This window comes from Advenella kashmirensis WT001, from assembly GCF_000219915.2.
GTDB lineage: Bacteria > Pseudomonadota > Gammaproteobacteria > Burkholderiales > Burkholderiaceae_B > Advenella > Advenella kashmirensis.
The window spans coordinates 2,922,057-2,948,001 of sequence record NC_017964.1; the positions used below are offsets into that span (position 1 = coordinate 2,922,057).

Here is a 25,945-nt window from a genome sequence, read left to right on the forward strand (position 1 = left end):
CAGCGTGGCTATCATCGGCGCCTCTGGCGACTTGAGAAAAACAGCAGGCAGGCCCTGGCCTATTTGCGCAAACATGGCTTTGATGGCCCCATCTATCCCGTTAACCCGCGCGTCACTCATATTGGCGACGTTCCGTGTTATCCGGACATTAACTCCCTGCCGGCCGTTCCGGATGTTGCCATTATTTTGCTGGGCGCCGGGCGTGCGCATCAGGCGGTTCGGGAACTGGCGCAAAAAGGCACCGCAGCAGCCATCGTGCTTGCCAGCGGATACGCCGAAGCAGGCGCCGAAGGCAAAGAGCGCCAGCAACAACTGCAGCAGGCCGCCGGCGCAATGCGAATACTTGGACCAAATACCATCGGCCTGGTCAATCTGACCGATGGCATTCCGCTATCTGCAAGCGGAGCGCTGGAAATGGACCAGTTCCCGGTCGGCGACGTTGGCGTGGTCTCGCAAAGCGGCGGCATTCTGGGCGCCCTGCTCTCGCGTGCAGCGGCACGCGGACTGGGCATGTCCAAACTGATATCGACCAGTAATGAAGTGGACCTGGAAATGGCCGATTTCATCGACTATCTGGTCGATGATGAGTCCACCAAAGTAATTGCACTGTATATCGAATCCATTCGCAATCCACAGAAATTTCGCGCCGCCGCCTTGCGCGCGCGACATGCCGGCAAGCCTGTCGTGGCATTCAAGATCGGCAAATCTGAAGCGGGGGCCCAGGCGGCCGTCTCGCACACAGGCGCGCTGGCTGGCCAGGACACCATGTATGACGCCCTGTTCCTGCAAACCGGAGTGATCCGTGCCCAGCGATTCAGCGACCTGCTGGATATGCCAAGCGCATTATCAACCGGACGCAAGCTGCGCGGCAGACGTGTCGCCATCCTCACTTCAACCGGCGGCGCGGGCACATTAGTATCAGACAGCCTGGGTGTAGCCGGTTTCGAGGCTCCGGCACCGGGCGAGCAGACTGCTGCCGCATTACGAGCACTTCAGGGCGATATGCCGGCAGCGCTGGATCGCAACCCGGTTGATGTGACCCTGGCCGGTTTACAGCCTGATCTGTTGCGCGGCGCCATTAGCGCTCTGTCGGCCAGTGACGACTATGACGCACTGGTCATGGTCGTGGGTTCATCCAGCCTGGGCAATCCGCAATTGATGGCCGATGCCATTTGTGATTGCTTGCCGCAAACAGACAAGCCCATTATTGCATTCGTCAGCCCCCATGCACCAAACGTGGCCCGTCTGCTCAATCAAAAGCACATACCTGCCTTTATGGAACCGGAGTCCTGCGCTATTGCCCTGGAAGCCATGTGGCAAACCCAGGCAGAATCTACACTGCAGGCGCCAGGCGCTGTCCCGTCGCCCCCGCTGGCAGCTCTGTTAGTGGGAACATTGAACGAAGCCCAGGCCAGAGACCTGTTTTCCCGGTTCGGCATTGACGGCGCCGAACAGACCATCGTTTCGGACCCGGCGCAGGCGCAGGCTGCCGCCCTGCGATATGGCTCTGCCGTTGTACTGAAAATATTGTCCAGCCAGATCATGCATAAAAGCGATGTCGGTGGCGTGTGCGTGGGTGTTGCGCCAGAGCAGGTAGCCGATTGCATTACCCGGATGCAAACAGAAGTCCATGCCAAAACCGGTGTGCGTGCTGAGCAGTTTCTGGTGCAGCAGATGGTGACATCGGGCATCGAGCTGATCCTGGGTTTTCATCGTGATGCGCTGGGCAGTGCCATTTTGCTTGGCATGGGAGGTGTGACTGCAGAATTGCTGAAGGACACGACCATGCGTCTGTTGCCGGAACAAGGCGGGCTCAGTCTTTCCCAGGCCTATGACATGATGCATGATCTGCGTACCTGGCCTCTGCTCGATGGCTATCGCGGCCGCGTTAAAGCGGATCAGCAAGCATTGGCCCAAGCCATCGTGAACTTTTCCAATATGGTGGCCAGCCTGGGAGACAAGCTTATTGAAGCTGAAATAAACCCGCTGTTTGTCCTGCCTGACGGGCAAGGCGTCAAAGCGGCAGATGGTATTGCGATCCTGGGCGATTGATGGGACCGATTAACTCGACTGATTAATCTGGCCAACCAGTCCGGTCAATTAATACCGGCCAACGATTGCATTGGGCAATGCAATGACCAGAGGATTGCCGGCACTGTCATCTCATGGACTCCTCACCAGGCAGGCCGGCACCACAAAACGCAGGCACGGCAATCGGTCATTGCATATTTTACAGATCAAGCACCAGCAGCTCGCTTTTCGCTCTGGACACACACGCGGTCAGATATTCAGCTTGTTCATCGGGACTCAAAATGTAGTCCTGATGATCAACCTCACCCTCCAGATAGCGAATCTTGCATGTCCCGCACAAACCGGAAACGCAAGACGTCTCCAGTTCAATTCCCGCCTCGGACAGTGCTTCTATCAAACTTTTATCGGCAGGTACACCAATGTACTGGCCTGAACTGGCTATTTTCACCTTAAAGCTGCCGTCAGATTCTGAATCCGATTCTTTATCTTTACGCTCAGCCGCCGGTGCCTTGAAATACTCACAATGAACGGTACCGTCGGGCCAGCCCTGCGTCGCTTGTGTGCAGGCTTGCATAAAACCGGGAGGACCACAAAAATACACGTGTGTGCCGTCCTCCGGGGCGCTAAGCAGCGATGCAATATCCAAACCTCGGGCCGGATCGCCATTATCAAAGTGCAAATGCACCTTTGTATGGTCAGCGAAAGCGTCGGTGAACGCCGCGCATGACGCGTCCCTCGCACAATAATGCAATTGATAATCTATGGACCAACTATCGAGGGTATGGATCATCGATTTTAAGGGCGTTATACCAATGCCTCCTGCCAAAAGCAGAATTTTTCTGGCATCAGGTTGCAGCGGGAAATGGTTGCGCGGCACACTGACCTTGACTAGGTCCTGCACCCTGAGCGTTTCATGCAAGGTTTTTGATCCGCCCAACCCGCTCTCGGATTTGAGCACAGCAATGACGTAGCGCTTTGTGTCTGAAGGATCATTACACAGCGAGTATTGCCGTATCAAGCCTGGCTGTATGTGTATATCCAGATGAGCGCCGGCAGTAAATGCCGGCAAATCGTCACCATGGGGATGAACCAGTTCATATGAATTGATGCCGGCAGCCTCATAACGGATCTGCCTGATCAGCAATGAAAGCGTTGACGCTGTCGCGCTCGCCGGATTCGTCGTTATATCTGTGCTCATATCCTGTCTACCATCGTTGATATCGTTATGTGCAACGCGCTCGCGGCGGGCACAGTACCCGCCCGTCGTTTACACCTGTTGACCGTAAGTGTCTTTCGCCGTTTTTTCCAGCAGCTCCATCCTGTCGCGCACAAAATCCGTGCGGGCAGAACCCGTGTGCTTGTCGCTTTCTGTCAGAATGGCAACAATCTGCTTGGCGACAAATCGCCGCTGCGCCACTTCGGCCTCAACGGTCTGCGCTTCGGGCAGGTCAAAGACATTACCCGAGCAGTAACTATTGGGTGCGCCGCCAGTCTCCAACAGCCATTGCCTGAAGCCATCGGCCGAGGCTGCCGGGTTAGTACCACGGATGGCATCCCGCAACAGCTTTCTGAACATATACAAGCCGGCATCAAATTTGGTCGGATTCTCCAGCGCATGAATCGCAATCGGACGCTGGCTAATAATGGCTTCATAATCGCCAGGTGCATACTGGCATTCTTTATAATTGGCCCGTTCCCGGTGGTTGGACGGAATGGGTGGCATATCTTCCAGCTTATATTTTCCAAAACGCTCTGGTCGACGCATCGCGACCTGCCCTTCCAGGAAATCGATGGTTTCATAGCCCACCATGCCTTTGTCTCCCACGCCACGCGTATCGATACCCGGGCCCATGACACGCCAACCGATCATTTTGGCATTCTCATCATCCACAGGTACGGTCCAGCGGATGATATGAAAACGGCTGAACAACTTTTTCTTTGAGCATCTTCCGAGGTATATGCGTGCAGGCTCAGATTCGGCAGTATCTGGTGCTGTACGCGAATAAACAGCCGGTCTTTGTCCACTCGTCGGGCTCCTGAGCAAGCCAGGCTCCGACCCTGATGCACGGGAATAAATTGCATATCAGGCGGCACCTCCATGGAAGCGGCGCCAACTTCATCAAAGGTCGTGCCTTGATAATGCCCATCAACCACATTCTTTGCCGCATGCAATGCCATGGTGTGATAATTGTCTGCCGCATTGTCCTGCACCTGCAGCCAGTTGCAATGCTGGAAATTACTGAATGGCACCAGTTCATCACCTTCGGCGACGGTAAAATTTCCTTCCCATTCAGGAAACGGCGGCTCTTTATCCGGTGGACCCATATACGCAAATATAAGCCCGTTGCGTTCCACCGCTTTGTATGCCCCCTGCTGAATGGAACAGGCAAATTTTTCTGCTTCTTTTTCTTCGCCCTTAGGAAACGGCGCATGCAGGCAGGTGCCGTCAACATCAAACACCATACCGTGATAGCAACACATAATGCCACGTTCCTGAATTGCCCCATATTCCAGTGAAGCGCCACGATGGACACAATGGGCATGCAACACACCCACGCGCCCGCGACCGTCCCTGAACGCCACCAACTCTTCACCCAGGATTTTCAAAAATCGGGGCGTGTCGGTCAATTCCATTGCCATGCAAACAGGATGCCAGAAACCGCGCATGTATTCGCCCATCGGCGTACCCGGCCCGACCTCTGTCAATTCGGGATCATGACCGGGAATCTTATTGGTGTAATAGCCGCCGTAAGGAATCAGTTTTTTTGTCACCGTAGCCGAAGTGCCGGCGCTTCGACCCTGCTCTGCTTTATCCATTGGTTTGCTCATTTGCTCTCGTCCTCTCAAGGTTGTGAATGCCCATTGCGGGTTAATTATCAATTTAATGTATACTGAACTCTGTATACAGAGAATAAGATGCTACTTAAACCCTGTACATATGGGTAAACCCTTGATTTTGTATTCTGTATACAGAGAATGCGCTACAATTTGTAAAACCGAGCAGACTTGGCAGCGCTTGTCTGCAATATCGCGCCCGTGGCCTGCGGCTTTATCAAACACAGACGTCTTAAAAGAACATCATGAACAACAAACTTATGAAACTTCAGTCCCGTCCCGACTACGTCGACGAAGTGTATAAAGCGCTGCTTGACGCAATTAGCGATGGCAGTCTGGCACCCGGAATGCGCATCACTCAGGAAGAGATTGCCGAGCAAATGGCGGTTTCCCGCTCGCCGGTGCTACAGGCATTACGCTTACTGAAAAAAGACGGCTTTGTTCAGGATGCGCCAGGACGAGGCATTCTGGTCTCTCCCCTTGACCCGGACTGGACCGGCAGGCTTTATGAGATCCGGGGTGCTCTGGACATGCTCGCCGTTCGTCTTGCTGCCGAGCGCAAGGCAAAAATAGATCCGCAACTGATTATTAACGGTCGTCAAGCCTCCCAAAGTGGGGTCGTCAAAGCGCTTATCGATACAGACATTGCCTTTCATACCGCCATCTACCAGGCTTCGGGCAATCCGCTGATTGCAGAGAGTGCTCTCGTGCACTGGAACCATTTACGGCGAGTGATGGGCGCAGTGCTGCAATCATCTGCGCAACGGCAATCCATTTGGGATGAACACGAAGCCATTGCCAGCGCAATCGCAGAAGGCGATAGCAAACGCGCAGTGGAACTGACCGATTTACATACCCAACGCGCCCGTATCAGTCTGGTAAAACGACTGGACGAAGTGCTAAAACAGCAAAGCAACCAGGCATAGCCTGATCACTCTGCTTGTCTTTACAGCAGTCAGATTTCTGCCGCAACAACGGGACGGCGTACGCCCCCGGTCTCGTTCTGAACCTTCATGACTGCTTGCTTTTTACTGTTCACCATTCTGGCCGGGATGGCAAAGACCAGCGCGCTCGCAATCATCATGCTGACAGCGAGAACGTAAATCCCGCTACCGGTATTACCGGTGTGAGTTTGGAACCAGCCAATCAGATAGGGCTGACCATACCGGATATACCGCCAACTGAATTTGCAAGCGCAATGCCTGCTGCCGCTGCAGCTCCGCCCAAAATGGCAGGAGGCAATGTCCAGAACTGAGAGATGGTCGTCATTACGCCCATGGTTCCTATGGTGAGGGCAAAAATTGCCACAACGGGGCTATGAGCGAAGATGACGCTGGCACAAAGACTGAGTGCGCCGACAATGCCTGGAACGGCTAAATGCCACCTACGTTCACCCTTATCGTCGGAGTGGCGGCTGACCATCACCATCGCAATCACCGCTGCCCCATAGGGTATGGCAGACAATATACCGATATTGAGTGGATCGTCTACTCCTGTTGCCTTGATCAGCGATGGCAGCCAGAAACTTACCCCGTATAGCCCCATGGAAAAAAAGAAATAAATACAGCTCATGAGCCATATCTTGGGATTAAGCAACCCATCTTTGATCGAATGCAATTGATGTCCCTCTTTATCGACATGCAAATTTGCCGCAATGACTTTTTTTTCTGCTCTATTCAACCATTTGGCATCGGCGACGCTGTCATCGAGGTAAAAAAAGGCAATAACGCCAATGACGATCGTTGGAATACCTTCCAACACAAACAGCCACTGCCATCCCGACAGGCCATATACGCCCCCCATACCATTCAGTATCCAGCCGGATAAAGGTCCCCCTATCACACCTGACATAGGAATGCCTGTAAGAAACAGCGCAGTCACTTTACTTCTGCGCGAAGAGGGAAACCAGTACGTCAGGTACAACAAGACGGCAGGAATAAACCCCGCTTCGGCAACGCCCAATAAAAATCTCAGAACATAAAAACTTGTCGGGCTGGACACAAACATCATGCATACCGATACAGCTCCCCATGTCACCATAATCCTGGCTATCCAGCGCCTTGCCCCCACTCGCAACAGAACCAAATTGCTGGGTACTTCGAAAAGCATATATCCAATGAAAAATACCCCTGCACCCAATCCATAAACTTCTTCGCTGAACGACAAATCACTCAGCATCTGTAATTTGGCAAAGCTCACATTGATACGGTCCAGATAGGCGCACATATAGCAAAGAAAGAGAAATGGCAGGAGCCGCCACATCACTTTCCTGTAGAGCCCTGCCTCATCCTTGACAGCGCCTTGTTCAACATCATTTTCAATCTGCATTATTGTCTCCACCAAAAAGTAGGGTTAATTGGCCGGCCTGATTGTTGTCATCTCAGGCTTGTTCGTTTCGCATGACGCACGCCATGCGAAAGCCGCCATATAAACATCAATCAAACATGTCAGGCTGCGTAGCCACTAACTGATCCCAGATTGCCTGGAAATGCAACCAACCGATGTATTCACTGCCCACGTGTTCCCGGCTATAACGTGCGCGCTCTGGTGTGACTAGGCGAGGTGTGATCCCGGTAGCCTCAATCATCAATTGCTGCTGGCAGCAACGTTCAAGCGCAATAAACCAGAACGCCGCAGCCTCTATACTGTGACGGCTCGCCGTCAGCAAACCGTGATTCTGATGAATGGCCGCCTTCACACCGGCAAATGCATTGGCCACTTTATGGCCGGCCTTGACCTCCACCGCAACCTGCCCAGCTTCGTCGCCAATCACAACATGATCTTCAAAAAACGCTGCAGCATCCTGACTGATGGGCGCCAGTGGTTTTCCCAAAGCCGCAAATGCAGTCCCATACACAGTATGCGCATGGCACATGGCGACAATATCCTGATGCTGCTCATGTACCGCTGCGTGCAAGACAAACCCTGCCCGATTAATGGCATGCCTGCCCTCAACGACTTTTCCGGTGTGATCTGCAAGAATCAGGTTTGATACCTTTACCTGTGAAAAATGAACCGCCATCGGATTGGTCCAATACAATCCCGGATCTTCGGGATCCCGAATGGTCAGGTGTCCGGCAAAACCGTAGTCGTACCCCTGCAAGGCAAAAGCGCGGCACGCGGCAACAAGCCGTTCTTTCAAATGTTGTCTGTGTGCCAAGACACTCGTAAACTCCGGGAGCTGGGGAAATATCAACTCTTTTTGTTCGGGCTGGTAAATGGATACACGACCGTCATCGAGCACGATACCGGTTTTTTCGAGTACAGCTGCCATGCGATTTCTCCTGTTAAATACGCAATAGATGAAATTTGAACGCCCTCATCGTCCCACGCAGCAGCCCCCTTGACAAACGATAGTTCTTCATGGAATCATGAATGTGATTCATGGATAATGACAAATATGAGAAATATCCCGCACTTCACGCTGCTACGCGCCTTTGAGTCGGCCGCCCGCTTAAAAAGCTTCACCCTGGCCGCCCAGGAATTGCATCTGACCCAATCGGCCATCAGTCATCAGGTCCGCAAACTTGAAGATTATTTTGGGTGCGCACTCTTTATCCGACGCAACCGACGTGTTGAGCTCACGCTCGAAGGGCAGCGGTTCCTGGAGAGTCTGTCAAGAATATTTGATGTTATCGAAGCCGCCTGCGCCGAAGTATCACTCGCACCCAAAGCGCAGGTGCTGGCGCTCTATTGCGCCCCCAGCCTGGCAGTCAAATGGCTCGGGCCCAAGCTGCCACAATTTATGAAAGCGCATCCCGATATTACGATTCGCCTGACAACCGGATCGGAACAGGTGGATCTGGTTCGCATGCGCGAGCTGGATATTTCTATTTGTTATGGCACGATCATTGACCGTGCCGGCATTGTGAATGAGCCGCTTGGCACCGAGAGAAATGTGCCCTTGTGTTCGCCCTCGCTGATTGAACCGGGCGTAGACGCGGCGGCATTGATGAAAAAACTGGTTTTGATTGATTCACAATTGAATAATGTGACCTGGGCCAGTTGGTTTACCTTGAACAACCTGCGGTTGCCGGCCAGACCTCGGCCATCATTTGATCGTGCCGCAATGTCGCTATCGGCAGCGACTGACGGCATGGGCGTGGCACTGGAGAGTACCCGCCTGGCCGAGCGCGAGCTCGCTCGCGGCGACCTGATCGAACTGGGAAAAGGCGTTTTTAAAGAAATGAACGTAGTCACTCACACGGTGTCCTGGCGCGCGAATGAAAGTCAGGTCCCAAAAATTCGTATCTTCAAGGATTGGTTATATCAGATAGCCAAAACGCAGCCTACATAGGTGGTGGAAACAGCACCGGTGCCTGCCCTTCTTCCCACGGCGCATACTTGTGCATCACGCGCGCAAAAATTGCTGACTGCTTCCAGTCTTCAAGCCAGCGCAGCACATGCGGCCAGGCCTGCGTTTCAAACCAGGCAAAATCAGTATGAGCAAACTGCCTGACAAACGGTGCAATGGCCATGTCGGCAAGCGCGCAATGCAAGCCCGAAAGATACGGCGTATGGCTCAGAGTGCCTTCCAGTGTCATTAGCCAGTCTGCCGCCTGAGTGCGGTGCTGCAACCCGTGTTCCAGTTCGTAACGTTGCGGATATTTGTAGCGGTCAAGAAGACACTTGAAATCGTGTTCGCAAGATTCAATGAGCGCCAGCATATCGGCCAACGAACCTCCTGTCGGCGTCAGCCAGCCAAATGGATCGTGCTGGCGCAAGGCCCATAACATGATATCCAGGCTTTGCTCAATCACCTGCCCTGTAGGAAGAACCAATACCGGCACAGTTCCCTTGGGCGAGGCGGCCAGCATGGCTGCCGGTTTGTTGCGCAGAACGATCTCACGTAATTGGCAGGTTTGCGCGCTGGCCGCGATGGCCAGCCGGGCGCGCATCGCGTAGGGGCAACGTCGGAAAGAATAGAGAACAGGATAGGACATAACAGAGCCACGATAAAAAAGGATGCCTGCCTCACATTCGTGAAGCTCAGGCATGCTTTGACTCTACCACACTCGCCTGCCAAGGATGCAAGCGGCGCTATTTTTTACTGCTATCGCTGGCAGCAGGATTCTTCAGTGCTGCCATGGCTTTTTCATAATCGGCATGCGCTGCTGCGCGGTCCTGGCCACCATATTCAACGCTCAGATACTCCACCACAGCAGGAATCATATCGTCCTGCAACGGCGCCTTGTAAACGTCTTTCATTTTGTGAATGGTGGCGTTCCAGTATTTTGGCGATGACTTTGGAGGCTGCGACGAAACATACTGAGATGAATGACACATCAGGCACAGGCCATTGGCAATCTGGTATCCGGGCAAATCGCTTTTCTTATAGCCACCGGCTTCCTGGGGAAATTCGACGCCGGCGCCGATGGCGGCCACAGGCAGCCATGCACAGCCGACGACGACCCAGCGCAGCATCTGTTTACGTATAGATAAATATTCCATTGCTGCGCTCCCTATGCTGCGATTACACGAATCTGTTCAATGCGGTTCATGCGATAGCCTGACGGATTCCAGTTGGCCTGCATGGGCTGGGTTTCACCTTTATGATTGGTCGCCCGAACCATCAGTTTGAATTCGCCTTGTTTCCGGGGGGTGAACTCGCCGGTCCACTCGCGAAAGGAATACTTGCTGATTTGCTCGCCCAGTTTGGTGTCCAACCAGTTGCTGCCACCGTCGGTCGATAACTGCACCGATTTAATTCCCGAACCGCCATCAAACGCAATGCCTCGCAAGGCCAGCGGTTTGCCTACCGTGATCCGCGTATCCTCAGCCACGTTTGTGATAAACGAACGAACCGAGAACCGTTCAATCGGGATGGTTTTACCTGGTGCCTCTCCGGGCTTTACACAATGACAATCACTATCTGGAATACGATAGGCCTTGCTCATCCAGAATCCATCAAAAACGTCGTCCATCACATGGATGTCATTCAAATGCTTGACCCAATAAGTGCCGAAGTAGCCAGGCACAACCAGACGCAACGGATAGCCATTGAGCAAAGGCAGATCCTCATCGTTCATTGACCATGCCAGCATTACCTCCCCGTCCATACCATGATCAATATCCAATGCCTTGATAAAATCCGGTCCATTGGGAACAGGGGGATGGTCCAGTCCGTTAAAGGCCACCTGTTTGGCCGAGCCCGCAACACCGGCAAGTTCAAGCACGTCTTTCAGGGCGACGCCTTTCCACTTGGCATTGCCCATCGCACCATGTCCCAATTGCCCACCGTTTATGCGCGGTTCAAAAAAACCGCGGCTATTACCGGAACACTGATGTACAGCAGTGATTTGCTTGTTGGGAAGTTTCTTTAGTTCATCCAGCGTCAGCTCCAGCGGCTTGCTGACTGAGCCATGCACCTTCAGTCGAAAACTTTTCAAGTCGACTTCTGTGGGAATGCCGCTCCAGTGATAACGCACAAAAAAAGCATCATTCGGCGTAATCAGGCCGTCGTTGAAAACTGAAAATGGCGTCTCCAGCTGCGGGGGACGATTGGTCAGAACGATAAGGGGACGTTTGCCTGGAAAGGCTTCAAGCACACGCTCGCCGTTGCCAAAAGGCAATGTGATGGTGTCCTTGTCCGCGGCCAATGCCGGAGACAGCGCCAGGCCGGACCATAATCCGATGCCTGTATAGCCGGCAGATTTCAAAAAGCGCCGTCGCGCAGCATGAGAGCGGTTTGGGTCTTGCATGTCTCTTCCTTGTTTGTATTACCGGCGCGCCACACAGCGCAGCTACGAGCCGTCGCTGCAAGTGGACCGGCATGGCCGGCATGCAACAGACAGGGCAATATCTTTTTTTATATTAGTACAAGTGATTTGCCCGGTATAGAACCAGTTGAATTTCCTTCATGGAACCAGGAGCGCGCAGCACGCATGCAAATAAAGTTAAATCAAGTACTTACTCAATATGCCCGGTTGCGACAAAAATACACATCGATACACTGTTGCAATAATGTAGCCACAACAGAATCCGGCCGTACCAGAATGCCCGGCATTTTATGACGAAACATTCAGGTCAGAGTAAGTTGATACGCGACAATCATATTGGGCTATGTAGCCATGATGCCGCAGTGATTCGGTTGCGGCATAGTGATTTGCTTGCGATGTATCGGCTCGCTGGCTACGCTCAAATTCATTTGTAATGGGGTACCACCTGATTGCCTGCGGCTAATGTCACTATTTCAATTGTGATTAATTCCGCGATGCCATGCGTCAAGGCATGATTCGGCGCGATGCCGCAAGACATGACGTGACAATACAGGTTCAACGATGATGGTATGCCCGTGGATGTTGCGTGACGGGACCACGACGACTATGACGTTCCATATTCAGGATTTTTCCATTGCGCGCGTCCACATCCACCTGCACCACCCTTCTGGCCTTTCTGACATCCACCGTATACGCGCGCCGTCCCCGATAATGGTCGGGTTCGACTTTATAGGCCTGGCCGCCTACGGCCCTTTCGGCAATACGCATCGCCTGTGCAGGAGAAACATCGCCGCGATGCCCGCCCTGATACGCCAGGGCCCCGGTCGCAGCGCGACTGCCATCAGCAGACCAAGCATGCCAGCAGTTAATATTTTTTTCATGATCTCACCTTGTGAATATGTCAGGAGTCGGACAGAAATTCCAGATTGATACTTCTGCAGACACGACTAAAAAGCCGCGTTCTGAGTCAATATAGTCACAAAAAAAGCAGTCTGTTCATTTTGAAAAATGCTGACACATCTGGCTGGCAGCAGAAACACATTGCAGTCTGATTGCCCGGTTTACTGGCTCGCAAGCGGGTGCATACGGCAGATGTCCCGTCATGCCGCACACATTGCCAGGCGGGATGAAAACGCGGATTTTTCCTGCAAACCGGTCCACGAATCGGCAAAGGGCACTGTCTGTGCAAAGTGGCTTCGTACAACGGTACGCCAGGGGGAATCTATTTTTCTCTGATACGTCTTCTTGTCTTTGGCGGCAGACCACTTCGGATCACGCGCAACCAAACAGGATCAATCAATCCACTGGGTCCAGAAGCACCTGCACCTGGCCGCGCCGGCAAACGATACTACAGCCCTGATGCTTGAGCAGAATATTGCGATCATGTCCCAGTGCATGCACTTGCCGCAATTGCTGCAACCACTGATTCAGTCGCGCTTCGGTAGGCATGGCAATATGCAGGCGGCCCAACCACTGGCGCAGCACATTAGCCTGGCGATGTTGCGGCAACTCACGCCAGCGGACCAGAGAAAAGCCAAGCCCGTCTTCAGTGAGCAGACAATACTGCAAATCCATATCGCCCAGGTCTTGCAACAGCAAACTGCTTTCCGCCATCACGCGCGCATGGCGCAGCAGGTTGCCCTGCCATTGGGGCCAGCGCTTGTTCAGAACGGGGGTAAGCAGGGTGCGCACGGCAGCACGGGTATATTTCTCATCCTGGTTGGTCGGATCCTGCACGGGCACCCAGCCGGTCTTGGTTTCATAGCGGGCAGCCGCTTCCAGAATCCGGCTGCGTCCCACGCCCAGCCAAGGGCGGTATAACTGCAGGGGTCCGCGCCGGGTATGGGCCGCCATGCCTGACATGCCCTGCACGCCGGCTCCGCGCAACAGACGCAGCAGCATGGTTTCGGCCTGATCGTCCCGATGATGGGCAAGCAGCATATGATGGCAATCGTGATTTACTGACCAACGTTCAAACGCGTTGTAGCGCGCCAGCCGAGCCGCCGCTTCAACGCCCTTGCCGGTGTCCGACGCGACCTGCACTGGCAGGAAATGAAAAGCCACGCCAACCTGCTGCGCCAGTTGTGCCGTATGTGCAGCCCAGGCGTCAGCCGTGGCCACCAGCCCGTGGTGTACGTGAACAGCGTGAATGGTTTTTTTTGCTGCGCGGCAATCTGGCTGGCGGCAACCAGCAGCATGGCCGAATCGGCCCCGCCGCTTACCCCAATTGCAATATTGCCTGCGTCTATCGTGCCAAGAACAGCATGCAAGGCTCAAGAAGCGTAGTATCTTCAAGCCAGCCCGGCTGCTGCAAGAAAGAATTATTTATCCTGGACACGACCATAAGACATGAGTCGCTCCAGCCTTTTGTCCAGAAGCTCGTCAACGTCCATGCCGGAGACCTGCCGCAGCGCTTCGGAAAGCGACCGTTTCAGGGTTTTGGCCATGCTCACGGCATCGCGTTGCGCCCCGCCCACCGGCTCCGGCACCACTTTATCAATCAGACCCAGCTCCAGCAGGCGCGGCGCGGTAATGCCCAGCGCTTCGGCTGCAACCGGTGCCTTGTCGGCACTGCGCCACAGAATGGAGGCACAGCCTTCGGGGGAAATGACGCCATAAGTGGAGTATTGCAGCATCTGCACTACATCACCCACTGCAATCGCCAGCGCGCCACCTGAGCCGCCTTCGCCAATAATCGTGGAAATAATGGGAACCCGCAGCTCCGCCATGGCGTACAGATTGTGCCCAATGGCTTCAGACTGCCCGCGCTCTTCGGCGCCAATACCCGGATAAGCACCCGGGGTATCCACAAAAGTGAATACCGGCAACTGGAATTTTTCTGCCAGACGCATCAGACGCAACGCCTTGCGATAGCCTTCAGGGCGTGGCATGCCGAAATTGCGTTTGGCGCGCTCTTTGGTGTCGCGCCCTTTCTGATGGCCGATAACCATGCAGGCTTCGCCGGAGAATCGGGCCAGCCCCCCCACGATGGACAGATCGTCTTCATACATGCGATCACCATGCAGTTCGTGAAAATCGGTAAAGATTTCACGGACATAGTCCATGGTATATGGTCGTTGCGGATGCCTGGCAACCAGTGCAGTCTGCCAGGGCGTGAGTTTGGAATAGATACTGTTGGTCAGGCTCTCGCTTTTTTGCTGCAGTTTGGTGATTTCTTCGGAAATATCGACTGCTGAATCAGAGGAAACATGGCGCAACTGCTCGATCTTCTGCTCGAGCTCTGCTATAGGTCCTTCAAATTCTAAAAAAGTAAATTTCATAGTTATCTTGTCATGAATGGTTGTTCACGCGTACCCTGCTGCGCCTTTACAGGCTGCGCCATAAGTACCATGTCGCAACTGTTCGCCACGGTTGCCACGATTGCGCTACTTCACGTACCTCGTACCGCGATACAGGTTCACCGCTGAAATAGTGCTCCGAGATTGCCTTGAGCAGGCCCGGATCATCGATTGGCAAAATATCTGGTCTGTGCAAATTAAAAATCAGAAACATTTCGGCCGTCCAGCGGCTGATGCCCCGGATTGCACATAATTCGGTAATGATGTCTTCGTCGTCCATTTTAGACCATTTCAGCGGATTTACTTTACGCTCGTTGAAATGATTCGCCAAATCCAGAATGTATTCGGTTTTTCGCTTGGACAACCCCGCTTCCCGCCATTGCGCCTCATTGTATTCAAGAACAGTGGCCGGCGAAGGCCGATGACCGCAAAGCTGTGTGAAATTTTTCCAGTGCAGGTCCGCCGTTTTAGACGAAATCTGCTGGCCGATAATGGCCCGCGCCAATGTGACAAAGGCCGTTTTGTTGGTCGCCAGCCATAAGTCGGGGTTGGCCGGAATGATTTTACGAAGAATGCGATCTTTCTTGATCAGAAATGTAACGGCCTCGTCCCAATATTCGGGCTTTACCGGCGCAGGTGCTGCAGATGACATGTCTTCCCCTATCAGGCGCGACGCCATTGCGTCAGGCCACCTGGTTTATCCTCTAGTTCCACGCCCTGCTCCTTGAGCTGTGCACGAATCTGGTCGGCCTTGCCGAAATCACGGTCCTGCTTGGCCTGGCGACGCTGCTCGATCAGTGCTTCGATCTCGGACTCGCTCAAGGCAGTTGCAGCAACAGACTGACCTTCGCGTTTAATATAGCGCGTCGGCGACTGCAGGTAATGCTGCGGATCCTGTTGCAACAAGCCCAATACGCCACCCAGTGCCCGGATTCGGCCGCTGAGCGTGGCACTGTTGCGCCGGTTTGCTTCGGTGACCATGTCAAACAGGACAGCAATGGCCACTGCGGTATTGAAGTCGTCATCCATGGCGGCTTTGAACGCCTGTTCAAAATCCAGCGACCAGTCAATGGATGCGGTATCGGTCACCCCGGTATTGTTGAACGTCTGATAAATTCGATCCAGGGCCGCCTGTGCATTGTACAGGTTGTCCGGCGTAAAGTTCTGCGGGCTGCGGTAATGGTTGCGCACCACAAAAAACCGCAGCATTTCTGCTTCGCGCGTGTTGATCTGGTAATCGGCCGACGCGCTGTCGGGCTCAGAACTGACAGTATCACGGATTGTCCTGAAATTGCCCAGTGATTTGGACATCTTTTCGTCATCCACCATCAGCGGGCCGCAATGCATCCACCAATTGGCCAGCGTGCCGCCGTAAGCGCCTTCAGACTGCGCAATTTCGTTCTCGTGGTGGGGAAACTTCAGATCAGGCCGCCGCCATGAATATCCAGCGGCTGACCAAGCAGTTCCCGGCTCATGGCGGAACATTCAATGTGCCAGCCGGGACGACCACGCCCGAAAGGCGAATCCCAGATGGAGTCTTCGGGTTCGTTGGGTTTGGCCTGTTTCCACAAAACAAAATCAAACGGATCACGCTTGCCGTCGGAGACCGCCACGCGGTTGCCCGCACGCAGATCATCCAGCACTTTGCCCGATAGCTTGCCGTATCCGGGAAAACTGCGTACCGCATAGTTAACGTCGCCATCGGGGGTCTGATACGCCAGATCCTTGTCCTGCAAGTCCTTGATAATTTGCAGCATACCCGGAATGTGCATGGTGGCTCGGGGTTCCCGATCGGGAGGCTGTACGTTCAGCGCCCGTTCATCGGCATGCATGGCGTCGGTATAGAAAGACGTAACCGCATGTAAAGGCTGGTTCAGCGATACTGCCTTATTGATGATTTTGTCGTCGATATCGGTGATATTGCGTACGTAGTCGACTTCATAGCCACTTTGACGCAACCAGCGCTGAACCACATCGAAGCTGACCAGCATACGGGCATGGCCCAGATGGCAGAAATCATAGACCGTCATGCCGCAAACGTACATCCGCACTTTGCCGGGCTCTACCGTAACAAAAGGCGCTTTGGCGCGGGAAAGGGTATTGAATATTTGCATGGCGGAAATAAAAAACTGGACGTGCCAACGGTCGGGATTGACCGATGCAGCAAAGAAAAAAAGCCGTAGCAGCTTAGGGTTTATACGCCGCACGCTCAACTAAGGCTAAAATACGAAGGAGTAAGTATAGCAAGTCCTCACCAGAGGCAGCATGTACTTGAAGGTTTTCTTTCACGATTTTCTGGATAAGCGCTGTGAAACTTAATGTTATTCACCGATCGCTGTTAGTGTGCTCCCTGTGCCTGTTGCCAGCGCTGCAGGCAATAGCCCAGCAGGCGACAACCTCGTACCAGGCCGGCTCGGCGCCTTCGGGCGGCACGGCCAATGGCATTCCCGCCCCCATGTATACCCCGGACAACGCCAATGCGCGCGAACCCGGCTGGCAGGGCTGGCAAACGTTCTGAAAAAGCTGGAACCCTCGGTTGACACGTCCATTCCGGAAACGGCGTCGGGCGCGGCCAGCCGTCTGAGCACAATGATCACGCAGGGCCAGGCAGCCAAGCGCTGCAGGAGATCGAACGCCGCCAGAACGCCAACGACCGCATTATCGCGCCGGCGACAGATGTTCAATTGCTGTTTCTGAAAGGGCGGGCGCTGGCAGCGCTGGATCGCAAGCCGCAGGCGCTGGAAGTGTACCGCAGCATGACCTCCAGCTATCCGGAGTTGGCTGAACCCTGGAACAATATGGCCGCGCTCTATCTGCAGGCGGGGCTCACAGACCCGGCCTACGAGGCACTCAAAACCGCTCTGTCAATTAATCCTCGTTATGGGGTTGCATTGCGCAACATGGGTATGGTGCAATTGATGCTGTCCCAGAAAGCGTTTGCCGATGCCGCCCGCCATGGCATCCCCGGGGCACAAGCCCAGGCACAGGCCATCGGACGCATCATTGAAGGTAACTGAACGTGATATCACACTTCGCATTTTCACGCCGCATTGCCGGCTTCGCGCTGGGGGCCGTGCTGTCGGTCACCGCGCTACAGGCGGCATATGCCGCAGATTCTTCAACTAAAAAGGAAACATCCATGAGTCAGCCACAGGTTAAAGTGCAAACCAATCAGGGCGATTTCGTCCTGGAACTGAATGCTGAAAAGGCACCGGTGACCACAGAAAACTTTCTGAAATATGTCAACAACGGTTTCTTCGACAACCTGATCTTTCACCGCGTGATCAAAGGTTTCATGATTCAGGGCGGTGGTTTTGACGTTGAAATGAAACAGAAAGCGACCGAAGCGCCGATCAAAAATGAAGCCGATAATGGCCTGAAAAATGACAAGTACACCATTGCCATGGCTCGCACCAACGATCCGCAATCGGCCACTGCCCAGTTTTTCATCAATGCCAAGGACAATGATTTCCTGAACTTCTCGGCCCCTACTGCTCAAGGTTGGGGTTATGCCGTATTCGGTAAAGTGGTACAGGGTCAGGACGTCATCGACAAAATTGAAGGCGTAAAAACAGGCAATCGTGGTTTCCATCAAGATGTGCCGGTTGAACCCGTTATTATCGAAAAAGCCAGCGTTGTCGAAAACTGATTTTACGCTGCCCGGAACAATCTGGGTCGCCTCAGATATCCATCTGGCGCGCAGGTTCCCGAAACCTGCCGCGTTTTCTATGCTTTTCTGGCAGAGGCGGCAGCGCATGCCGATGGCCTCATACTGGCAGGTGATATTTTTGACGCGTGGATTGGCGACGATGCCGCTATCAAGAATCCAGATCCCTGGCTGCAGGAAGCCATTGGGCACCTGGCCGCAACTGCGAAAAAATCCCGCTGTTCATAGGCCATGGCAATCGTGATTTTCTGATGGGACCGGATCTGGCCCGTCTGCTGGGCGCAACCCTGCTGCCCGATTCGGCCTGTTTCACACCGATGCGGGCCTATCCATATCAGCCATGGCGACGAACTCTGCACTCACGACGTGTCCTTCCAGCGTTTCCGTAAACTGTCGCGCCATCCTGTTGTCCGTAGCCTGTTTCTGGCCCTGCCGTTACAAGTACGACGGGCGATTGCGCGTCGCGCCCGCAAAACCAGCATGCATGCGCATGGCACAAAACCAATGTATCTGATGGATGTCGCCCATGAGGCGATATCCGACGTATTCCGCGATCATCCCGCGCTGATTCATCTGGTCCATGGCCATACCCACAAGCCAAGTGCCATCAATTCGAAGACCACGGCACGCAACGGTGTCGCTGGGTCTTACCCGACTGGGAATGGGATCACCCGCCTTTTCGGGGCGGCTATCTGTCGATCAGCGCCGCGGGTATCACCATGCACGGCTATACGGCGCCGGCGTTCGACCAGGCGCCGCAGCAATAAATCTGCGCGGCACGTCGTATAAGGCCGCCGCTCACCGCCAGCCAGAAGTCCCGAACAGCAGCCAGTGCGCTAGCGCCCCTGAAACAGCGGCTTGCGCTTTTCCCGAAAGGCTTTGCTGCCCTCCCGGTAATCCTCGCTCATTCCCATCTCACGCTGCAATTCTGTTTCCAGTTCGAGTTGCTCGGCCAGGCTGTTATCGGCGCTTGCGTACAGGGCATGTTTGGTTGCCGCCAGTGCACGGGTCGCGCCAGTGGTCAGCTGCGTATGGACAGTTTGCATTTGCGCTTGCAACTGATCGTCTGCAATGCACTTCCAGATCATGCCCCACTGTTCGGCCTGTTCGGCAGATACTGGCTCTGCCAGCATGGCTGCACCCATGGCGCGCTGGGTACCGATCAGACGCGGCAGAAAATGGGTAGATCCGGCATCCGGCACCAGGCTGATTTTGGCAAATGCCTGAATAAATTTGGCAGACTTGACCGCAAAAACCAGATCGCAGGCCAGCGCCAGGCTCATGCCTGCCCCCGCCGCCACGCCATTGACGAAACAGACTATCGGTGCGGGCAAGGCGCGCATCCGTAAAATCAGTGGTTTGTAATTTTTCTCCAGCGCTTCGCCCAGGTCTCGGAACTGGCCCGGCTCCAGCGGCTGGCGCTCGCCCAGGTCCTGGCCCGCACAAAACCCGCGCCCTGCCCCGGTCAGGATGACCCCGCGCAAATCCGCCCGCGACTCAAGAAAGTCCAGCACGTCGCGCAACTCGCTGTGCATCTGCCCCGTAAAGCTGTTGAGTTTGTCCGGCCGGTTGAGCGTGATGTATCCCACACTGTCACGGTACTCAAACAAAATCGTTTCATAGTCTTTTTTTTCCACAGCTGCACTCCCCTGAAAATTGCACACAGACCGATGCAGACGTCGCTACCGGCTTTCCTTAAACCCGTCATCATAACCAATCTGACGATACGCCATTGGCAAACAATCGGTACAGGCCCTATCTCACTACAAATTTCCGGCAACGGCAATTCTGTATTGCCGAAGCCCCGTTCGCCTGTTTTTGAGCCTGATGCCGCTTGAGGGAAAACGTGAGTTAAGTGGGTCTGAAGTTATCCTTCGGGAAAAACAGATTGCCAATTGATGACCCACGAATCAATACTGTACGACATATGCAATTTTCGATACAGGAATAGCCATGACCGTGAGTAACCAGGCGCTGGAAACCGGCGCAGACAAGTACTTCGACACCCAGCTGCAGGCTGGCGTGTTTACCATTCAGCGCTGTGCCCAATGCAACAACAGCATCTTCTACCCGCGCATGATCTGCCCCCACTGCGGCAGCGATGATCTGCAATGGTACGAACCATCGGGCAAAGGCACGGTGTATTCCACCACGGTTGTTCGCAACAAACCGGAAAAAGGTGGCGACTATAACGTCGCCTGATCGACCTGGAGGAAGGCCCCCGCATGATGAGCCGGGTAGAACAGATTGCGCCAGATGAGGTAAAAATCGGCCTGGCGGTCAGCGCCCATATCAAACAGACAGGCGACAGCGCCTTGCTGGTGTTTGTCCCGGCAGGAGATCGGGCATGATAGATGCGAAACTGCGCGGTGCAACCGCAATTGTCGGTGTCGGACATGCAGGGCTGGGTCTGGCAGAGGGTTATACCGAGATGGAGATTCTTGTTCAGGCGGCCACGCGTGCGGTGCGCGATGCCGGCCTGACCATGCAGGATATCGACGGCATTGCCACAGCCAGCGTCGCCTCGACCATGTGGGTGATGCCGGTGATTGAACACCTGGGCATCAAGCCGACTTTTATTGATAACACGATGGTGGGCGGCTCCAGCTTTGTCGCGCACCTGATGCCCGCCATGCAGGCATTAGCTTCCGGACAGTGCAATGCCGTGCTCGTCTGTTACGGCAGTACGCAACGCAGCTCCACCCTGAACCGGGCCGCGATCGGCAACATGCGCAAGGTCATGGACCCGCAGCCTTACGAAAATCCTTATCAGCCATTGAGCCCGCTAAGCTCCTATGCCCTGGCTGCCGCCCGGCATATGCATCAATACGGCACGACACGTGAACATCTGGCAGAGGTGGCCGTTGCCGCCCGGCAATGGGCCCAGCTCAATCCAGAGGCGTCCATGCGCGATCCGCTGACAATTGACCAGGTGCTCTCGGCGCGCATGGTGTCTGATCCCCTTACTGTGCGCGACTGCTGCCTGGTAAGCGATGGGGCCGGCGCCTATGTGCTGGTGCGCGCAGACCGGGCCAAAACCCTCAAGCAGAAACCCGTTTACGTCCTGGGCAACTCCACGGCTGTGTGGAATCGCCAGATTTCGTCCATGGACGATCTGACCGTAACCGCTGCCAAACAGTCCGGAAAAATTGCATTTGAAATGGCTGGCGTCAAGCCTTCGGAGATTGATGTGGCCGAAGTATATGACGCGTTTACCATCAACACAATTTTGTTCATGGAAGACCTGGGCTTCTGCCGCAAGGGCGAAGGCGGGGATTTTGTCAGCAAAGGCGGTATCGCCCCCGGCGGCCATTTGCCTGTCAATACCAACGGCGGTGGCCTGTCCTGCGTACATCCGGGCATGTACGGCATTTTTATTCTAATCGAAGCGGTCAGGCAGTTAAGGGGGCAATGCGATGCTCGTCAGGTAGCCGACGCCCAACTGGCTGTCGTCCATGGCAACGGTGGCACGCTCTCGAGCCAATCGACCGCCATATTGGGGACCGAAGCGACCCTTTGAAAACCATTAACCGTCGCCCTATGAACTGATCATACGTACCTGAAGCATAGGCAACATCAGACGCAGGCGCAATGGTGGCAGATGAGACTCTGCCGCCGGGATGCCGTGAAGACGTCAGACACACGCTTACACAACAATAGCCGGGCAAGCTGCCCTACCTTGGATTGAGATGATAAACAAGATTCTAGATACACACGAAGCGGCATTAAGCCAGATTCCCGAAGGGGCGTCCATCATGGTGGGCGGCTTTGGCGACGCCGGTATTCCCTTTGAAATGCTGGCCAGTCTGGCAAAGATGGGGACACGCAACTTAACGATTATCAGCAATAACGCCGGCACACGCGAGGTGGGTATCGCCCGGCTGATCAAAAACGGCCAGGTCAGGAAAATCATCTGCTCTCATCCCCGTCCGCCGCAATCGGATGTGTTCGCACAGGCGTTCCGTGCCGGCCAGATCGAGCTCGAATGCACCCCGCAAGGCACCCTGGCCGAAAGAATGCGGGCAGCGGGCGCGGGGCTGGGTCCGTTTTTTACACCCACCGGCTATGGCACGCGCGTATCGGAAAACAAGGAAGAACGCGTGGTCAACGGCGTAGGCTATGTGCTGGAAGAACCCTGCATGCAGATTTCGCACTGGTGCGCGCCATCTGGGCGACCGCTGGGGTAACCTGACCTATCGCTGGGCGGCCAGAAACTTCAATCCCGTCATGTGTACTGCCGCCAAGCACACCATTGCGCAAGTCGATAAAGTGGTCGAACTGGGCAGTATTCATCCCGAGCAGGTTATGACCCCCGGAATTTTTGTGAAACATATCGTACTTGCAGGAGCGCAGCATGACTGACTACATTCGTCTTGACAGGGAACAGATTGCCAAACTGGTAGCCAATAGCCTGCCCGATGGCGCCTATGTCAATCTTGGTATCGGCATGCCAACGTCTGTCGCAGACTACCTGCCGCCAGACAGGGAAATTATCCTGCACAGCGAGAACGGCATTCTGGGCATGGGACGCAGCGCAATTGATGACGAAATCGATACCGATATCATCAACGCCAGCCGTAAACCCATTGTCCTGTTGCAGGGCGCCTCCATTACCGAACACACCAATTCATTTGCCATGATGCGTGGCGGACATCTGGACTATTCGATCCTGGGCGGCTTTCAGGTTGCCGAAAACGGGGACCTGGCAAACTGGATCACCGATGCCCCCGATGCCATTGCAGCAATTGGGGGCGCGATGGATCTGGCCGTAGGAGCAAAGCAGGTGCTGGTCATGATGGAGCATACAACCAAAACCGGTGCCGCCAAACTACTGCGACATTGCACCTACCCGCTGACCGGCGCCGGCGTGGTCGATTATGTGTACACCGATCTGGCCATCGTTCAGGTGTGCGACGGCCGCTTTATTATACGTGCCATGGTGCAAGGGCTGACACAAGACCAATTGCAGAATCTGAGCGACGCCCCGCTGCACATGGATGGCCCGTGCCAGACTATCCGGGTGGACAATGCAGGACAACCCTATCTGGAATGAATAGCAGACTGACGGGATAATGCAAGCGGATGGCGCTAGCGCCACGAGGAACCCGTGCCATTACCTGCCCTTGAGCGATAAAAGACTACGCCACCTGGCCGTATCCTGAAAAAAGCGCCCCGCAACCGGCGATTACAAGTGTGTTTGAACACAAGGCAGCAGAGCATCACTGGCAGGCATCTATTGCCTGCCATCAAGAGCAATATAAAATCCAAGGAGACATCATGAAGACAACATTCAACAGGCTGCGACATCTGATGCTGCACGCAGGCGTCATGGCATTCGGACTGGCGCTAAGCGCAGGCGCCCAGGCCTTTCCCGACAAACCCATTACCCTGCTGATTCCTTATCCACCGGGCGGCAGCGCCGATATGCTGGCCCGGCCAATTGCTGCGCAAATGCAGAAAACAATCAAACAACCCGTTGTGCTTGAATACCGCCCGGGCGCCGGTGGCACGATCGCTACGGCGCAGCTGGCACGGTCTAAACCCGATGGCTATACCGTGCTGATGGTGCTGGCCGCACATGCGATCAACCCCAGCATGTATAAATCGCTCCCGTACAATACCGAAAAGGATTTCGCGCCGGTATCTGTGCTGGCGACCTTGCCCATGCTGGTGACCGCCGCCAAACAGACGCCGGCAAATACAACGCAGGAGTTGATCGACTATGCCAAGGCCAACCCGGACAAGCTCACCTTTGCCTCTGCCGGCAACGGCAACACCAGCCATCTGGCGGCAGAACTGTTTAAAAGTGCCACCAACACCAAAATGGTCCATGTGCCCTACAAAGGCAGTGGCCCCGCGGTGGTAGCCATGCTCTCCGGCGAAGTCTCGCTAATGTTTGACAGCATTTCCACCTCCCTGCCTCATGTCAAGGCGGGCAAACTCAAAGGGCTGGCAGTAACAGGAACCAAGCGTTCCGCTGTTCTGCCCGATGTGCCTACTGTGGCAGAGTCTGGTGTGCCAGGTTTTGCCGTCAACGGCTGGTACGGCATCCTGGCGCCGGCAGGCACCCCCGAGGACGTGGTCCAGCAACTGAACAAGGCATTCAATGATGCAGCTCAAACACCTGCCGTCAGACAACAACTGACCCAATTCGGCTACGAAATAGAAGGCTCCACACCAAAGCAATTTGCCGATCTTATTACAGCTGAAATCAAAAAATGGAAAACCGCGGTCGACCAGTCTGGCGCCCGCATCGAATAACGCCGGGCCTGCAGCTGTGTATTACGGAAGGTGCGCAAATGTGCCTTCCGACCACAAAATGACCAATGGAGACATTATGTCAAAACGTTACCTGCGTTTCACTCCCCTGCTGTGGCTGCTTTCCCCCGCCCTTGTCTGGGCAAACAGTCACTGGCCTGACAAACCTGTTAAATTGGTGGTCGGCTATGCGGCCGGCGGACCGGTAGATACGGCCGCCGACAATTTGCCAAATTTCTGGGTGATCAGATCGGGCAACCGGTCGTTGTCGAAAACAAAACCGGCGCCAGCGGTATCATCGCTGCAGAGAACGTGGCAAGGGCGCCGGCAGACGGCAGCGTGCTGTATTTTCTGGCCAGTCCGACGCTGACCATCACACCGCATATTCAAAAAGGAATCCAGATCGACAAGGATCAGGATTTCCGTTACCTGGGCAACCTGGTCGAATATACCAATGTGCTGGTCGTCAATAACAAACTGCCGGTTAAAAATATCAGTGAACTTATTGCCTACGCCAAAGCCAACCCTGGCGCCTTATCCTTTGGTTCGGCGGGTGTAGGATCATCCAACCAGTTGTCTGCCGAACTGCTCAAGCAGCGAACTGGCACGCAAATGCTGCACGTTCCCTATCGCGGCAATGCACCGGCCATGATCGATGTGATTGGCGGCAAGACGTCAATGATGTTCGACATCACCGGTACGGCGATCAATTACATCAATAGCGGCAAGGTTCGGGCCCTGGCAGTTACCTCCAAGGAACGCAATCGCGCGCTGCCCGACGTGCCGTCCATGTCCGAAGCGGGTATTGAAGACTACGATGTAACCGGCTGGTACGGGGTTGTGGGTCCGGCCAAACTGGATGATGCGACCGCCGGGCAAATTGAAAAGGCCTTGAAGACGGTCTCTGACCTGCCCGAGTATCGCAAGCAAATGGAAAAAGTGGGCTATACCATTTCATTGCGCAGCGGCAAGCAATTGAAGTCACGTATCGATAACGAATACCGTTTGTGGGGCGAAGTGACAGCAAAAGCCGGCATTCAGGCAGCTAAATAGAACCGGCCAACACCCGCGATACCTGGCCTAACGCAATCAGGCAGCAGGCGATATGCTGATGAAAAAGCAATCGCCTGCTGCCT

Annotated in this window: 20 protein-coding genes and 5 pseudogenes; 12 read left to right on the forward strand and 13 right to left on the reverse strand. The window is 54.6% G+C overall.

Going from position 1 to position 25,945, the window contains the following annotated elements; translation table 11 throughout:
- Positions 1–63: 63 nt before the first annotated feature.
- Positions 64–2,052 carry an acetate--CoA ligase family protein gene (locus tag TKWG_RS13715; RefSeq protein WP_014751400.1) on the forward strand — a complete coding sequence of 663 codons (1,989 nt, stop codon included), beginning with the start codon at positions 64–66 and terminating at the stop codon, positions 2,050–2,052.
- A gap of 178 nt (positions 2,053–2,230) precedes the next feature.
- Here the strand turns inward: TKWG_RS13715 and TKWG_RS13720 are convergent, their stop codons facing one another.
- Together TKWG_RS13720 and TKWG_RS13725 are read right to left on the reverse strand one after the other, a co-directional pair.
- Entirely contained in the window at positions 2,231–3,229 is a 999-nt protein-coding gene (locus tag TKWG_RS13720) for a PDR/VanB family oxidoreductase (protein WP_014751401.1), read from the reverse strand.
- Positions 3,230–3,298: 69 nt separating this feature from the next.
- Positions 3,299–4,860 (reverse strand): annotated as a pseudogene (locus TKWG_RS13725) (Rieske 2Fe-2S domain-containing protein).
- Positions 4,861–5,111: 251 nt separating this feature from the next.
- Between TKWG_RS13725 and TKWG_RS13730 the strand changes: the two are divergent.
- Complete coding sequence (locus TKWG_RS13730; RefSeq protein WP_014751402.1) at positions 5,112–5,792, forward strand: GntR family transcriptional regulator; 681 nt, start codon at positions 5,112–5,114, stop codon at positions 5,790–5,792.
- 29 nt (positions 5,793–5,821) lie between these two features.
- On the opposite strand, the pseudogene TKWG_RS13735 reads toward TKWG_RS13730, so the two are convergent.
- Together TKWG_RS13735 and TKWG_RS13740 are read right to left on the reverse strand one after the other, a co-directional pair.
- Positions 5,822–7,194, reverse strand: a pseudogene (locus TKWG_RS13735) (MFS transporter).
- Between the two features lie 106 nt (positions 7,195–7,300).
- Positions 7,301–8,140 (reverse strand): class II aldolase/adducin family protein, encoded by an 840-nt coding sequence (locus tag TKWG_RS13740; protein ID WP_014751404.1) that lies wholly within the window; start codon positions 8,138–8,140, stop codon positions 7,301–7,303.
- Between the two features lie 126 nt (positions 8,141–8,266).
- Here TKWG_RS13740 and TKWG_RS13745 point away from each other — a divergent pair, with 126 nt between their 5' ends.
- Positions 8,267–9,163, forward strand: coding sequence for a LysR substrate-binding domain-containing protein (locus TKWG_RS13745; RefSeq protein WP_014751405.1), 897 nt, complete (start codon positions 8,267–8,269; stop codon positions 9,161–9,163).
- Here TKWG_RS13745 and TKWG_RS13750 read toward each other — a convergent pair.
- From TKWG_RS13750 to cysS, 8 genes and pseudogenes are all read right to left on the reverse strand, one after another.
- Positions 9,156–9,809 (reverse strand): glutathione S-transferase, encoded by a 654-nt coding sequence (locus TKWG_RS13750; RefSeq protein WP_041710311.1) that lies wholly within the window; start codon positions 9,807–9,809, stop codon positions 9,156–9,158. The genes TKWG_RS13745 and TKWG_RS13750 overlap by 8 nt on opposite strands.
- A 97-nt stretch (positions 9,810–9,906) precedes the next feature.
- Positions 9,907–10,317 carry a hypothetical protein gene (locus TKWG_RS21685; RefSeq protein WP_014751407.1) on the reverse strand — a complete coding sequence of 137 codons (411 nt, stop codon included), beginning with the start codon at positions 10,315–10,317 and terminating at the stop codon, positions 9,907–9,909.
- 11 nt (positions 10,318–10,328) lie between these two features.
- A complete protein-coding gene (gene sorA / locus TKWG_RS13760) occupies positions 10,329–11,567 on the reverse strand; it encodes a SorA family sulfite dehydrogenase catalytic subunit (protein ID WP_014751408.1) in 1,239 nt (412 codons plus the stop codon).
- 573 nt (positions 11,568–12,140) lie between these two features.
- Positions 12,141–12,455 carry a PepSY domain-containing protein gene (locus tag TKWG_RS13765; protein WP_322786634.1) on the reverse strand — a complete coding sequence of 105 codons (315 nt, stop codon included), beginning with the start codon at positions 12,453–12,455 and terminating at the stop codon, positions 12,141–12,143.
- Positions 12,456–12,881: 426 nt separating this feature from the next.
- A complete protein-coding gene (gene tilS / locus TKWG_RS13770; RefSeq protein WP_081489301.1) occupies positions 12,882–13,880 on the reverse strand; it encodes a tRNA lysidine(34) synthetase TilS in 999 nt (332 codons plus the stop codon).
- A gap of 26 nt (positions 13,881–13,906) precedes the next feature.
- Positions 13,907–14,866, reverse strand: a complete 960-nt coding sequence (locus tag TKWG_RS13775) for an acetyl-CoA carboxylase carboxyltransferase subunit alpha (RefSeq protein WP_014751412.1) — start codon at positions 14,864–14,866, stop codon at positions 13,907–13,909.
- A 46-nt stretch (positions 14,867–14,912) separates the two neighbouring features.
- Positions 14,913–15,536, reverse strand: a complete 624-nt coding sequence (locus TKWG_RS13780) for a DNA-3-methyladenine glycosylase family protein (protein WP_041710316.1) — start codon at positions 15,534–15,536, stop codon at positions 14,913–14,915.
- An 11-nt stretch (positions 15,537–15,547) separates the two neighbouring features.
- A pseudogene (gene cysS / locus TKWG_RS13785) lies at positions 15,548–16,998 on the reverse strand (cysteine--tRNA ligase).
- 194 nt (positions 16,999–17,192) lie between these two features.
- Here cysS and TKWG_RS21695 point away from each other — a divergent pair.
- The 3 genes from TKWG_RS21695 (at position 17,193) to TKWG_RS13795 (ending at position 18,533) form a co-directional block, all read left to right on the forward strand.
- Positions 17,193–17,402, forward strand: coding sequence for a hypothetical protein (locus TKWG_RS21695; protein ID WP_014751414.1), 210 nt, complete (start codon positions 17,193–17,195; stop codon positions 17,400–17,402).
- A 166-nt stretch (positions 17,403–17,568) separates the two neighbouring features.
- A complete protein-coding gene (locus TKWG_RS13790; protein ID WP_014751415.1) occupies positions 17,569–17,901 on the forward strand; it encodes a hypothetical protein in 333 nt (110 codons plus the stop codon).
- A 122-nt stretch (positions 17,902–18,023) separates the two neighbouring features.
- Complete coding sequence (locus TKWG_RS13795) at positions 18,024–18,533, forward strand: peptidylprolyl isomerase (protein ID WP_014751416.1); 510 nt, start codon at positions 18,024–18,026, stop codon at positions 18,531–18,533.
- A gap of 854 nt (positions 18,534–19,387) precedes the next feature.
- On the opposite strand, the gene paaG is transcribed toward TKWG_RS13795, so the two are convergent.
- Positions 19,388–20,188: a 2-(1,2-epoxy-1,2-dihydrophenyl)acetyl-CoA isomerase PaaG gene (gene paaG / locus TKWG_RS13805; RefSeq protein WP_014751418.1), complete on the reverse strand. Its 801-nt coding sequence runs from the start codon at positions 20,186–20,188 to the stop codon at positions 19,388–19,390.
- 316 nt (positions 20,189–20,504) lie between these two features.
- Between paaG and TKWG_RS13810 the strand changes: the two are divergent.
- The 6 genes and pseudogenes from TKWG_RS13810 to TKWG_RS13835 all read left to right on the forward strand — a co-directional run bounded on the left by TKWG_RS13810 (position 20,505) and on the right by TKWG_RS13835 (position 25,862).
- Positions 20,505–20,902, forward strand: a pseudogene (locus TKWG_RS13810) (Zn-ribbon domain-containing OB-fold protein).
- Positions 20,899–22,071 (forward strand): thiolase, encoded by a 1,173-nt coding sequence (locus tag TKWG_RS13815; RefSeq protein ID WP_014751421.1) that lies wholly within the window; start codon positions 20,899–20,901, stop codon positions 22,069–22,071. Before TKWG_RS13810 ends, TKWG_RS13815 begins: the two are co-directional and overlap by 4 nt.
- Positions 22,072–22,240: 169 nt before the next feature.
- Positions 22,241–22,913: pseudogene (locus tag TKWG_RS13820) on the forward strand (3-oxoacid CoA-transferase subunit A).
- Positions 22,906–23,604 carry a 3-oxoacid CoA-transferase subunit B gene (locus TKWG_RS13825; protein ID WP_014751422.1) on the forward strand — a complete coding sequence of 233 codons (699 nt, stop codon included), beginning with the start codon at positions 22,906–22,908 and terminating at the stop codon, positions 23,602–23,604. Before TKWG_RS13820 ends, TKWG_RS13825 begins: the two are co-directional and overlap by 8 nt.
- A 224-nt stretch (positions 23,605–23,828) precedes the next feature.
- On the forward strand, positions 23,829–24,812 hold the full coding sequence (locus TKWG_RS13830; RefSeq protein ID WP_081489398.1) for a Bug family tripartite tricarboxylate transporter substrate binding protein: 984 nt from the start codon (positions 23,829–23,831) through the stop codon (positions 24,810–24,812).
- Between the two features lie 246 nt (positions 24,813–25,058).
- The gene (locus TKWG_RS13835) at positions 25,059–25,862 is read left to right on the forward strand and encodes a Bug family tripartite tricarboxylate transporter substrate binding protein (protein WP_238534424.1); all 804 of its coding nucleotides are present in this window, start codon (positions 25,059–25,061) and stop codon (positions 25,860–25,862) included.
- The last annotated feature ends 83 nt before the right edge of the window (positions 25,863–25,945 follow it).

What these genes read in the sequence shown, in the direction of transcription:
- TKWG_RS13720 (WP_014751401.1), bottom strand. Translation starts at nt 3,229, where the DNA reads ATGAGCACAGATATAACGACGAATCCGGCGAGCGCGACAGCGTCAACG.
- TKWG_RS13730 (WP_014751402.1), top strand. Translation starts at nt 5,112, where the DNA reads ATGAACAACAAACTTATGAAACTTCAGTCCCGTCCCGACTACGTCGAC.
- TKWG_RS13740 (WP_014751404.1), bottom strand. Translation starts at nt 8,140, where the DNA reads ATGGCAGCTGTACTCGAAAAAACCGGTATCGTGCTCGATGACGGTCGT.
- TKWG_RS13745 (WP_014751405.1), top strand. Translation starts at nt 8,267, where the DNA reads ATGAGAAATATCCCGCACTTCACGCTGCTACGCGCCTTTGAGTCGGCC.
- TKWG_RS13750 (WP_041710311.1), bottom strand. Translation starts at nt 9,809, where the DNA reads ATGTCCTATCCTGTTCTCTATTCTTTCCGACGTTGCCCCTACGCGATG.
- TKWG_RS21685 (WP_014751407.1), bottom strand. Translation starts at nt 10,317, where the DNA reads ATGGAATATTTATCTATACGTAAACAGATGCTGCGCTGGGTCGTCGTC.
- sorA (WP_014751408.1), bottom strand. Translation starts at nt 11,567, where the DNA reads ATGCAAGACCCAAACCGCTCTCATGCTGCGCGACGGCGCTTTTTGAAA.
- TKWG_RS13775 (WP_014751412.1), bottom strand. Translation starts at nt 14,866, where the DNA reads ATGAAATTTACTTTTTTAGAATTTGAAGGACCTATAGCAGAGCTCGAG.
- TKWG_RS13780 (WP_041710316.1), bottom strand. Translation starts at nt 15,536, where the DNA reads ATGTCATCTGCAGCACCTGCGCCGGTAAAGCCCGAATATTGGGACGAG.
- TKWG_RS13795 (WP_014751416.1), top strand. Translation starts at nt 18,024, where the DNA reads ATGAGTCAGCCACAGGTTAAAGTGCAAACCAATCAGGGCGATTTCGTC.
- TKWG_RS13815 (WP_014751421.1), top strand. Translation starts at nt 20,899, where the DNA reads ATGATAGATGCGAAACTGCGCGGTGCAACCGCAATTGTCGGTGTCGGA.
- TKWG_RS13825 (WP_014751422.1), top strand. Translation starts at nt 22,906, where the DNA reads ATGACTGACTACATTCGTCTTGACAGGGAACAGATTGCCAAACTGGTA.
- TKWG_RS13830 (WP_081489398.1), top strand. Translation starts at nt 23,829, where the DNA reads ATGAAGACAACATTCAACAGGCTGCGACATCTGATGCTGCACGCAGGC.